General features: G+C 45.8%; 9 protein-coding genes. 6 read left to right on the forward strand and 3 right to left on the reverse strand.

The window, feature by feature from the left end; genetic code table 11:
• Positions 1-69 precede the first annotated feature (69 nt).
• Positions 70-507, forward strand: a complete 438-nt coding sequence (locus AC1YY3_RS08400; RefSeq protein WP_481824389.1) for a hypothetical protein — start codon at positions 70-72, stop codon at positions 505-507.
• 210 nt (positions 508-717) lie between these two features.
• On the opposite strand, the gene asd is transcribed toward AC1YY3_RS08400, so the two are convergent.
• Both asd and queF read right to left on the reverse strand, forming a co-directional pair.
• Positions 718-1,596, reverse strand: a complete 879-nt coding sequence (gene asd, locus AC1YY3_RS08405) for an archaetidylserine decarboxylase (protein ID WP_481824390.1) — start codon at positions 1,594-1,596, stop codon at positions 718-720.
• Between the two features lie 19 nt (positions 1,597-1,615).
• Positions 1,616-2,005 carry a preQ(1) synthase gene (gene queF / locus AC1YY3_RS08410; RefSeq protein ID WP_481824391.1) on the reverse strand — a complete coding sequence of 130 codons (390 nt, stop codon included), beginning with the start codon at positions 2,003-2,005 and terminating at the stop codon, positions 1,616-1,618.
• 53 nt (positions 2,006-2,058) lie between these two features.
• Here queF and smc point away from each other — a divergent pair, with 53 nt between their 5' ends.
• The 4 genes from smc (at position 2,059) to AC1YY3_RS08430 (ending at position 9,192) form a co-directional block, all read left to right on the forward strand.
• Positions 2,059-5,568, forward strand: coding sequence for a chromosome segregation protein SMC (gene smc / locus AC1YY3_RS08415; protein WP_481824392.1), 3,510 nt, complete (start codon positions 2,059-2,061; stop codon positions 5,566-5,568).
• Complete coding sequence (locus tag AC1YY3_RS08420; protein ID WP_481824393.1) at positions 5,568-6,284, forward strand: cell division protein ZipA C-terminal FtsZ-binding domain-containing protein; 717 nt, start codon at positions 5,568-5,570, stop codon at positions 6,282-6,284. Before smc ends, AC1YY3_RS08420 begins: the two co-directional genes overlap by 1 nt.
• A gap of 7 nt (positions 6,285-6,291) precedes the next feature.
• A complete protein-coding gene (locus tag AC1YY3_RS08425) occupies positions 6,292-8,256 on the forward strand; it encodes a BRCT domain-containing protein (RefSeq protein ID WP_481824394.1) in 1,965 nt (654 codons plus the stop codon).
• 96 nt (positions 8,257-8,352) lie between these two features.
• Entirely contained in the window at positions 8,353-9,192 is an 840-nt protein-coding gene (locus AC1YY3_RS08430) for a quinoprotein dehydrogenase-associated SoxYZ-like carrier (protein WP_481824395.1), read from the forward strand.
• Here the strand turns inward: AC1YY3_RS08430 and AC1YY3_RS08435 are convergent.
• Positions 9,182-9,661: a CinA family protein gene (locus AC1YY3_RS08435; protein WP_481824396.1), complete on the reverse strand. Its 480-nt coding sequence runs from the start codon at positions 9,659-9,661 to the stop codon at positions 9,182-9,184. The genes AC1YY3_RS08430 and AC1YY3_RS08435 overlap by 11 nt on opposite strands.
• 35 nt (positions 9,662-9,696) lie before the next feature.
• On the opposite strand from AC1YY3_RS08435, the gene mutS reads away from it, so the two are divergent.
• Positions 9,697-12,264, forward strand: coding sequence for a DNA mismatch repair protein MutS (gene mutS, locus AC1YY3_RS08440; RefSeq protein WP_481824397.1), 2,568 nt, complete (start codon positions 9,697-9,699; stop codon positions 12,262-12,264).
• The last annotated feature ends 249 nt before the right edge of the window (positions 12,265-12,513 follow it).

A 12,513-nucleotide genomic window follows, 5' to 3' on the forward strand; every position in this document is an offset into this window, starting at 1 on the left:
TTGTGTTTACCGTCCCAAGCAAAGAACGGTTAAAATTACCGTTTTTACCATACCCGATGCAGGCAACAAATGAGCGTTACTATCAGTTTAATAAAGACGGCAATAAAGTGGACACCCAATAAGATGATTATGTGGGTGGCAAACAGTAAGCTTAAGGGGATTGCGGAATTAACCGATTTTAATTTTGACCTCGAAGCACGCAAAGTATACGTTCAAGCAACACTTTTCGGCGAAACAGAATCAATTGAGGTATGGCTAGACGGTTTTGCAGTTTTTAAGGATGAAGAATCCTACAAAATGATTATTCAACAAGCGCAATCAAACCGTCCGTGGTTAAGTAATTTGCTATCCGGTATCATCGGAAAAGACTGGAAAATTCCTGCTATTCCTCAGTTGACGGCTCAAATTGACCTGCTCACCGAGTTGTTCAAAGTCGAAAAACCAGAGCAACAAGATGAAAATCCAAAGCAGGAAGATGAAAGTCTCGTGCAGGATGAATGTGATTGACGTTGTTCTTATTAATCAACCGTAAGGTATCCCCTAGAAGGGCGCGCCTCAGCACGGGGCAAAATGCACCGACCTGCTAAGGTGTTTTTATAGCTATTTGATTTTAAAATATAATTTAGCTACAAACCTAGGTTTATACTCCACTATTTTAACGCTTATAAAGTCGTGTAAGGTGCATTCCATGCACCTTATTGGGTGCGTAAACGTAGTCTACTTTACTTCATCAAGATTAGCGACCAACGCACCAATCTTCGTCCCCAAATTAACCAGTTGGTCAGCCTTAAATTCACTATCCCACTGCACTTTATCTTTGCCGAACAAGACTATAATCGTTGAACCCATATTAAACCGCCCCATTTCTTCACCTTTTTTCAAGGTAATGGGTTTCTTATCGTAATACCAAGTTTGCACAGATGGAGCGGTGGGCGGTGTGACTACGCCATGCCAAACGGTTTCGATGCTGGAGACGAAAATGGCACCCACCAACACCAAAGCCATCGGCCCTGCTTCGGTATCGAATATGGCAGCAACGCGTTCATTTCTGGCAAATAGACCAGGAACTGAACGCGTAGTTGCGGTGTTTACGCTGAACAGCTTGCCTGGAATATGCACCATTTCCCTTAATGTTCCCGTAAGTGGCATGTGCAGGCGGTGGTAATCTTTAGGTGACAGGTAAATCGTGGTAAATACGCCGTCTTCAAAGGGTTTGGCACGTTCCACATCGCCACCCAATAAATCCACAGCAGTAAATGACATGCCTTTGGCTTGAAAGATATTGCCGTCTTCAATCTTACCGGCTTGGCTGACTGCGCCATCAGCAGGGCAAGCGACGGCGTTATTAACCTGGGTTAAAGGTCTGGCTTCTGGTTTTAGCTCGCGAGTAAAGAAATGGTTAAAGCTTTTGAACTCATCCAGATTTTGCTCATTAGCCTCCTCCATATTTACACCATAATGCTTGATAATCGTGGTGATACACCAGTTCTTGAGGGCTTTGTTTTCCGAATGCGTAATGTAGCTCATCAGCTTGGATAAGGTATGCTGAGGGTAAATGTATTGCGGCAATGTCGTTAATGCGTCTTTGAAGTTCATGCTTGTATTCGGTAGAAAATTAGGGAAGATTAACTAAATCCGGCGCTTTCCAATCAGGATTCTTATGCTCGGCGATCACGGTGGTGTAAATGCCGCCACGTACGTTAAACTCAGCGCGAATCCGCATGAAGTTAGGGGCAATAGCATTGACGATATGGTTGAGCATCTCATTGGTGACGGCTTCGTGGAATGCGCCTTCATCGCGGAATGACCACATATAAAGTTTTAACGCCTTCAGTTCAACGCATAAACTGTCAGGAACATACTCGATGCTTATCGTGGCAAAATCAGGCTGCCCGGTCTTCGGACACAGGCAAGTAAACTCAGGAATGGTAATCCGTATCGTAAAATCCCGCCCTGGCTGCGGGTTGGGGAAAGTCTCCAGGTCTTTGCTTGGTTTAGTTGTCATAATCGTTATAATACCGCGTTGTTCAAATCAGTTAACAGGCTATTCTACCAGTAATGAAACTGGAAAAAATCAAACTTTCAGGCTTTAAGTCTTTTGTTGATCCAACGGTTATCCCCATACATGGCAACCTAACAGCTATTGTCGGGCCTAATGGTTGTGGCAAATCCAACATCATCGACGCGATACGCTGGGTCATGGGTGAAAGTTCCGCCAAGCATTTGCGCGGCGGTAGCATGGCGGATGTCATCTTCAATGGCTCTTCTACGCGAAAGCCCGTCAGCACTGCGTCTGTCGAGTTGGTGTTTGACAACAGCGAAGGCAAGATCGGCGGCGAATATGCCCAGTACAATCAAATCGCCATCAAACGCCAAGTTAGCCGAGATGGGCAGTCTTTGTACCTGCTCAATGGCGCAAGATGCCGCCGCAAAGACATTACCGATATATTTTTAGGCACGGGCTTAGGTTCCAGAAGCTACGCGATCATCGAGCAAGGCACGATTTCACGTATGGTGGAAGCCAAGCCCGATGAGTTGCGCGTCCATATCGAAGAAGCGGCAGGTATCTCTAAATACAAGGAACGCCGCAGCGAAACCGAAACCCGCATGAAACACACGCGGGAAAACCTGGAGCGGCTGGATGATTTGCGTGATGAAGTCGATAAGCAAATCAAGCACCTGCAAAAGCAAGCGGAAAAAGCCGAAAAATATACCGAATTAAAAAAGGAAGAACGCCAATTCAAACTGGAATTATTGGCAATGCGTTGGAATCTTTACCATCAAGCTGCCAAAGACATGGAAACCAAGCTACAAGAAGTGGCACTGGAACATAACCGTTTGTTTGAGCAACTGCGCGACCTAAACACAACAATTGACACCAAGCGCAGCGATTACAAAATCCAGCAACAATCTTTGGATAAAACTCAAGCAGATTACTACACGGCAGTTGCTGAAGTCAGCAGCCTAGAGCAAACCATCAAATTTACTGAAACCAGCCACGAACAAGCCTTGCTGGAAATCAAAAGATCTCAAGAGCAAGCCGATCATTCCAAAAATGAAATTGAAGCGGATTTACTGGCATTAGAATCCATAAAACAGGCCATTCTGGAAGCAGAAGCCACGTTAGAAACTTCCGATGAACGCGAACAGGAAACCGCACAGCGTTACCGCGAATATCAACAGCAAAAAAACACCTGGCAAGCTCAATGGGAAACTTACCGCACAGAAAGTGCTAAATACCGTGAACAAGCGGAGATTCAGCGGCTAAAAATAAGCCAATTAGACAGCCAGAACCAGCAATTGCAAGTCCGACTGGACAAGTTGCACGGCGAAAGCAGTGAACTTTCTGCAAATGAATTCCAAAGTGAAATCGAAGCACTGGCAGAAACCATCGACATATTAGAAAACCAACGTGTCGATCTCCATTCACAATTGGAACAACGTCGGCAACAAATCAACGAGTTACGAGAGCAGATCAAGCAATCTCAAAATGAATTGCATACCCATCGTTCTGAAATCCAGCACGTCAAGGGCAAAACTACCTCCCTGGAATTGCTACAGCAACATGCAATGGGCAAGGATAACAAGAAGTTAGGTGTTTGGTTAGACCAAATGGGATTGGCAAATAACCAGCGTTTAGCGGAACACCTGGAAGTCGCGTCCGACTGGGAAAATGCGGTTGAAACGGTTTTAGGCAGCAATCTTGAAGCAATATGCACCGATAATGTCAATCCGCTTATCCCTGAACTGCATCAACTCAACGATAGTTCATTAAGTTTATTTGAAACCGATAACCAAGTTTCTGCCGAATCAAATGCTGCAATGCTTCGCTTACAGGATAAAGTTAATGCACCTTGGAATCTAAACGCCCTGCTATCAGGCATTTATTGCGCTGAAAATATCGAATCAGCCAGAACATTATCCTTACAACTTAAAGCGCATGAATCAATCATTACCCAAGATGGCAGTTGGTTTGGCCCAAGTTGGATAAGTATTAAGAACAATAAAGACAGCAAATCCGGCGTGTTACAACGCGAGAAAGACTTACGCACATTGAAGCAACGGCAACAAGAGTTGCACATTGCAATAGAAACCGTTGAAGATCAGTTGCAAACTGCCGAACAACGCTTGAAAGAAGTGGAAGGCAACCGCGAATCCATTCAACAACAGCATACAATATTAGGTACAGAACTCTCCCAAAAACAGGCAGGAGCTAGTGCTTTTTCGGCGCGTCTTGAGCAACAACAACGCCGCTTAGAACACATCAACAACGAACAAAACCAGCTAATTGACGAATTATCAGAAAATGCTGAAAAACTAGCAGAGGCTAAATCGTTATTGAGCGAAGCCGAAACTGTAATCGTAACGCAGGAAGACATCCGTCAAAATCTGGAAGGCATCAATCAAGACTTGCAAAGTCAGTTGCATCAAGCTGAACAATCCGCCAATGAAGCCAAGCAGCAGGTTTACAGCATCAAGGCAAAACTGGAATCGCTACGCTCATCAGAAACCTTGACCGGCAAACAGATTGAACGCTTACAACTGCAACAGCAGCAGGCGTTAACCCGAATATCTGAACTTAAAAGCAAATTAGAACAAACGCTTGCACCCATTGATGATGAAAAAAAGCAGCTAGAACACCTTGCTATCAATAAACAAGCTTTGGAAGCACAATTAAAAACGCAACGTCAGTTATTAGAAGAAATCGAAGCACAAATAACACAATTATCAGAACAACAGGCTCGTACAGAAAGGGATTTAGAGAAACAAAAAGAGGTTTTATACGCCCTGCGAATGGAGTTGCAAGAAAGCATAGTCCGTCAGCAAACCGTCAACGAGCAGCTTAAAGAAGTTGATGCCAATGCCGAAGACGTACTTAAAACCCTACCTGAAGATGCTGAAGAACCTATCTGGAAACGCAAAGTTGATGAATTGACTGGGCAAATCGAACGCTTGGGAACAATAAACCTGACCGCTATCGAAGAATTCCAGGCACAATCAGAACGGATGAACTTTCTCAATGAACAACATGCCGATCTCACGGAAGCCTTGGACACCTTAGATCAAGCCATCAGCAAAATCGACAAAGAAAGTAAGCTGCGTTTTCAAGAAACTTTCGATAAAATTAACGCAGGCTTGCAAGAAAAATTCCCCAGATTATTTGGTGGTGGGCAAGCTTATCTGCAATTGACTGAAGACGACCTACTGGAATCAGGCGTAAACATCATTGCCAGGCCGCCCGGTAAGCGCAATAGTTCCATTCATTTGCTATCGGGTGGTGAAAAAGCACTAACAGCAGTAGCCTTGGTGTTCTCAATTTTTGAGCTAAATCCAGCGCCTTTTTGTTTGCTGGATGAAGTCGATGCGCCGCTGGATGATGCGAATGTTGTTCGATTTTCACAAATGGTGGAAGATATGTCACAATCTATACAATTCTTGTATATTTCCCACAATAAAGTCACTATGGAAATTGCGAAGCAGCTCGCAGGTGTTACCATGAAAGAACCTGGCGTATCTCGTATGGTAGCGGTTGATATTGATGAAGCAGTCAGTCTGGCGGAACACTAATGGATAAAGAACTTTTAAGAATCGTCATCATAGCCACTGGCTTGCTGGTCATTATCGGCATGATTTTGTGGGGCTATATAAAAGGTCGAAGTACGGAGCAAGACGAGGACGTTTTTGAAAACGAGCAAGCAATCGGCTCTTCACCTGCCGCAATTGATCCATCATTAAAAATTCACCCTGAACGCGATGAATTTGACATCATCCCAATGGGATCAGCAACGCGCACACTTGATGAGGAAGAAGAATCCGATTGGAGCAATGAGTTCAATGAGGGTTTCAACAAAAACTTCGACGATGACGACATAGAATCCGACACGCGCCTTGCTATCCCTGACATTATCCAGTTTGGTGTGGTAGCGGATGCTGACGAAGGCTTTAATGGTGTTGATTTAGTACTCGCGTTCCAAATGGTGGGGCTTGAATACGGCGATTTGAAGGTATATGAACGCATCAACAAACACGGTGATGTCGATTTTGGTGTCGCCTGCATGGTTGAACCTGGTACATTTCCAGAAGCCGAAGACCTGATGGCATTTAATTGCCCTGGCATCGTGTTTTACCTCCAGCACCGAGAATTGGAAGATGCCCAAACCGTATTTGAAGATTTTGTGGACACCATCAAAACCGTGGCAAAAGAACTTGATGGCGTAATCTGGGATCACCAACGGCAACCACTCACCGAAGCCACTATCCAGGCAATCTTGTTAAGCTTGTAATGAGCCGATGCTTAGTGCTGCCCAACTGGAAATCATCAGCAAATCAAAGCAGTTATCACTCAGCATACGACCAGAAAGATTAGAAACAATCGCTAAACAAACGCAAATTAGCGATTTGTCTGATGAAGAATTGCTGGTATTCCTGCAAACCTGCAACTCCTTATACCGTAGCGGCGAGCCGCTTATTTCTGATAAGGTTTACGATTCAATCTTTCTGGCTGAATTGGAAAGACGACACCCCGACCATCCTTACCTACATGCAGTAGAAGCCGAAAAAGCGTTTGCTGGCAAAACAGTCGCCTTACCACAGCGGATGCTGTCCACCGAAAAAGCCTACACCAAAAGCAGCATCGAAAAATGGCTGTCTAATATTGAGAAAGCCGCACTGGAATTAGAAATCAACCCAGAAACCTTGATATTCCGAGCAACCCCCAAGCTAGACGGTTTCGCCGCTTTCGACGACGGCAAAATCCTTTACACCCGTGGTGATGGTCGCAAAGGCACGGACATTACCCGCGTATTTGAACGCGGCATGATCGTCGGCGGCAGCGGTAAACGTGGGCTGGGTGCGGGTGAAATCGTCGTCAACCAAACGTACTTCAATACCCATTTAGCGGACACCTTTGAAAACGCCCGTAATTTCCAAGCCAGCGTCATCAAGGAAAAAGAGCTGGAACCTCATGCCTTGGAAGCCATACAAAACCACGCCGCCGTATTTTACCCCTTTTGCGAACTACCGGACTGGCAAGGTTCAGCCACCGAATTAGCCTCAGATTATGAAGCTATCATCGCCAAAGTACACACCTTAGTCGATTACGATGTTGATGGTGTTGTCTTTGAAGTTACAGATGACCGCATCAAGCAACACTTAGGTGCAACCCGCCACCACCATCGCTGGCAAATTGCTTACAAAAGCAATGCAGAGACCGCGCAAGTCATCGTATTAAAAGTCACGCCACAAACTTCACGCTCAGGTCGAGTTAATCCGGTCGCCGAACTCGAACCCACCCGTTTAAGTGGCGCAATGATCTCCCGCGCCACCGCACACCATTACGGCATGGTCAAGGAACAAGGCATAGGTGTAGGAACGCTGATCGAATTGACCCGTAGCGGCATGGTTATCCCTAAAATCGAACGGGTGATAACGCCGCAGCCACCGCAAATCCCCGAACATTGCCCCAGTTGCGGAAGCAACCTAGTGTGGGATGGCGATTATCTTTACTGCCTAAACACCAGCCAATGTCCAGCACAAATTGAAAACACCATCGAACATTTTTTCAGGACGCTTGCCAATAATGACGGTTTTGGACAGAAGACCATCGAAAAACTTCATGCCAATGGTGTTAATTCAGTTTATGCAGTCTATCAACTTACCTTGGAGCAATTGATCGACACGGGTTTTCGCAGCCAGGACGGAAAAAACCAGCTTGCCAAAAACCTGCTAGACCAACTCCAACGCAGCCGCACCGAAGCCATAGAAGACTGGCGTTTCCTAGGCGCATTCGGCATTTACCGCATGGGTTTGGGCAATTGCGAACGCTTGCTACAGCATCATCAACTATTGGATATATTTGAATTAAGCATAGCGGACATCATCCTCATCGAAGGTTTTGCCGAAAAAACCGCTACCGCAGTAGTCGAATGTTTGATGCTGATTAAAAAAGATTTTATGAAAATCTATAGTTTAGGTTTCAATCTAATCCAAACGCCTTTGATTACCGAACAACAGCAAAAATCCAGCCCTATTGCCGGAAAAACCCTTGTTTTCACTGGCACAATGGTACACGGCAAACGCGACGATATGATTAAAGAAGCCAAACGCTTAGGCGCAAAAGTGGGCACTTCCGTCACCGGAAAAACTGATCTATTGGTAACAGGTGCTGATGTAGGTATAGCAAAAATTTCAGCCGCCAAGGAAAATGGCGTTGCAATCGTCAGTGAAGACGAGTATTTGTCACTTTTGAGTTCATAACAGGTAACCACAGAAAAACGATATTGCAAACGGCGGAATACATTACGTTATTTCGCCCTACCTTGCTAAAATAGTCCTCACTACGGAGGAATAACCATGCTATTTAAAATATTTTTTAGGTCATCCATACTGGCTTTACTGGTAGTACCCGCGCTGTTACATGCTGAAACCCAAAACGAAAACGAGTGGGACAATACCTTAAAAAACCAGTATTTTTCGGGCAAGTCAATTGAAGAATCGACTAACATCATTGAATTGGATGCCCCCGTTAGAGCGGAAGATCCTGCTCTGGTGCCATTAAAAATCAACACCAAAATCAAACAAACAGATTCCAGCTATATCAAGAAAATACTGGTATTGGTCGATAAAAACCCCTTCCCTTTCGTCGGCGAATTTGAATTCAGCCCACACAGTGGCAAAGCCGACCTTGCGCTGCGAATTCGGGTCAACACCTACAGTTATATCCGCGCGATTGCTGAAATGAATGATGGCAAATTGTATATGTCGAAGAAATACGTTAAAGCCAGCGGCGGTTGTTCTGCACCTGTAGGCGCGGACTTAGATGCCGCCATGCAGCGTCTAGGCAAAATGAAATTCCGTTTGGATGATGGCATTAAAACCAAAGAACCCACGCTGGTGCAACTTTTGATAAGTCATCCTAACTTAAGTGGTATGCAGATGGATCAAGTATCACGATTCATCAAAAAATCCCATTTTGTTGAACAAATGAAGGTTTCATTTAACGATAAACCGATATTGATTGCAAAAACCGACATCGCAATCAGCTCTGACCCCAACCTTCGATTTTACTTTGTTCCTGATGAAGCTGGCATCTTAAAAGCCGAGATTTCCGATACCTCCTGTGAAAGTCCAACGGCACGAGATGTGTGCAAAAAAGGCAGTACTTATACGGAAACTTTTGCTATTAATCCCTAATGCTGCCCTCAATTGCCCTGATAACAGTCTGTTTTCTGATTTGATGGCGGTTTCCCGACAGTTGCAGCCTTTCAACTTTTGCATGTCCAGCTTTGTCTTGCCATGCGACATAAACTGTTCCGACGGGTTTTTCTGCACTGCCGCCATCAGGTCCTGCTATGCCCGTGACTGCAACCGCCCAATCTGCCTCACTGTTAACCAAAGCTCCCGCCACCATTTGTAATGCGGTTTCTGCACTGACTGCGCCGTGCTGCTCTAAAGTTTGTGGGCTTACATCCAGCATTTGCACTTTTGCGCTGTTGCTGTAGGTGATAAAGCCACGGTCAAACCAAGTGGAACTGCCCGGCACTTCAGTAATGGCTTGCGCTATCCAGCCGCCCGTGCAGGATTCCGCCGTGGCAATTTTGTAGCTTTTAGCTTTTAAGCTTTGCCCTAATCGTTCTGCCAGTTCAAATAACGCATTATCCATGTGTAGACTCCCTGGAGTTCAGATAAAATAGGCTCATGAGTATAGAGCAAAAGGCCGCCAACCCGAACACGCCAATGATGCAACAATTTTTACGTATCAAGGCGGAACATCCCGATACCCTCCTGTTTTATCGCATGGGTGACTTTTATGAGTTGTTTTACGATGATGCGAAAATAGCCTCGCAAATTCTCGATATTACTTTAACCAGCCGTGGTCAATCAGCAGGTGTGCCGATTGCGATGGCAGGTATCCCCTACCATGCCGCTGAAGGCTATCTTGCCAAACTATTACGGCATGGCGAATCGGTGGCGATTTGCGAACAAATCGGCGATCCGGCAACCAGTAAAGGCCCAGTTGATAGGAAGGTTGTGCGAATTGTCACTCCTGGCACTGTCACTGATGATGCCTTGCTGGAAGACCGTAAGGATAATTTGCTGGTTGCCGTGTGTGGTTTTGACAGCAAATACGGCATAGCCAGTCTGGATGTAACCAGTGGACGCTTTGTGTTGCAACAAGTTGATAGCGAAGACCAGTTGCTGAGTGAAATCGGACGACTTAATCCGGCAGAATTGTTATTCAGCGAAGGCTGGATACTTCCTTTAAGCCTGAAACAACGCGGCGGCTTATGCAGACGACCACCTTGGCATTTTGAGCCGGAAAGCGCCCGATTACTGGTATTGAAGCAATTCAACGCGTTAGATCTTAAAGGTTACGGCTGTGATAATTTACCTGCCGCCATCGCCGCTGCTGGCGCATTACTTCAATACATTAAAGATACGCAACAAAGCGCATTGCCGCATATTCAAGGCATTAGCACGGAAAGCAGCAGCGACAGCATAGCTCTGGATGCCGCCAGCCGCCGTAATTTGGAGCTGGACTTTCACCCGACGGGACAAACAGAATTTACCTTACTGGGCGTACTGGATAAAACCACAACTGCAATGGGTAGCCGTTGTTTAAGGCGTTGGCTTAACAGGCCATTGCGTGACCATACGGTTCTCAAACACCGCTATGCCTGTATCGCCAGCTTGCTCGATGGCAAGCTGTACAAAGACGTGCAAATTCACTTACGTCGAGTGGGTGACATCGAACGGATTAGTTCCCGGATTGCCTTGAAATCTGCCCGTCCACGCGATTTGTTGGTGCTGCGTAATACGTTGGCTGTTTTGCCCGACTTGCAAAGCGTACTGGGTATTTGTGACAACCCTCACCTGACTTTATTGCTGCAAGACATCGGCGAACATCCGCAGCTATTGTCGTTATTACAACAGGCTATCGTCGAAAATCCACCCGTATTGATTCGTGATGGTGGCGTGATAGCGACAGGTTACAACCAAGAACTGGATGAACTCAGGAACTTAAGCCAAAATGCCGACCAATACCTGCTCGATATGGAAAGCAGGGAAAGGCTGGCAACGGGTATCAACACGCTTAAAGTCAATTACAATCGTGTGCATGGCTACTATATCGAGATTTCCCACACTCATGCCAGTAAAATCCCGCCCCATTACACTCGAAAGCAAACCCTAAAAGGTGCGGAACGCTATATTACTGAGGAATTAAAAGCCTTTGAGGATAAAGTCCTCAGTGCTAAAGAAAAATCGTTGGCTTTCGAGAAAGCCTTGTATGACGAGCTACTGACCCGAATTTCATTGGACTTACTGCCTTTGCAACAATGTGCCGCCGCCTTGGCGGAACTGGACGTGCTAACCAACTTTGCCGATCGCTCTTACACGTTGAATTTATCGCAACCAACACTAAGTGACAGGGCTGGAATCCATATAGAAGGCGGGCGGCATCTGGTAGTCGAGCAGGTATCAGATATGCCGTTTGTCGCCAATGATTTGGCTTTATCCAATAAACGCCGGATGCTGGTGATTACCGGCCCGAACATGGGCGGAAAATCGACCTACATGCGTCAAACTGCGTTGATTGTGCTAATCGCGCATATAGGCTGTTACGTACCCGCCCTTAACCTGATTTGCGGCCCTATCGACAAGATTTTCACTCGCATCGGCGCATCAGATGATTTGGCAAGTGGCCGCTCGACTTTTATGGTGGAAATGTCTGAAACTGCCAATATTTTACACAATGCAACAGCCAACAGCCTTATCCTGATGGACGAAATAGGCCGTGGCACCAGCACCTTCGATGGGCTTTCATTAGCTTGGGCGTGTGCCGATTATCTCGCCAAGGAAACCAAAGCCTTTACTTTGTTCGCCACCCATTATTTTGAACTCACGACATTGGCTGACGAGCAAAAAATTATCGCTAACGTCCATCTGGATGCGATGGAGCATGGAGACAAGATCATCTTCCTCCATGCGGTCAAGGACGGTCCCGCCAACCAAAGTTACGGCTTACAAGTCGCTTCATTGGCGGGTGTGCCACGGTCGGTTATCGAGAAAGCCAAAACAAAACTCAGGCATCTGGAAGATAAAGCCTATATTGAACAACAGGCAGAATCAGGCACGAACCAACTGGATTTATTCGCCAACCAAGAAAGTCATCCGGCTATTACGTTGCTTGAGGATGTTAACCCTGACGAGCTAAGCCCTAAACAGGCGTTGGAGTTGGTTTATCGGCTTAGGGGATTGCTTTAAGGTGCGTTCTACGCACCAAAATATCGGTATTTGACTAATAATACCAATTTCATAAGCAGTGCATTTGTCGTTTTTGGTGCATGGAATGCACCTGACAACCCGTAGATACCGTCTTAAAACCCAAGTGTCAAGGCTTATTTTACTGCGAAAAGAGGATCAAAAGGTTCGCCTGATTTCAAGATAGCAAAGCTAAGATGAATGAGTTTACGCATAGCGGCGCAGGCGATAGCCTTACCATTCTTGCCATTG

Source organism: Methyloglobulus sp. (genome assembly GCF_964779595.1).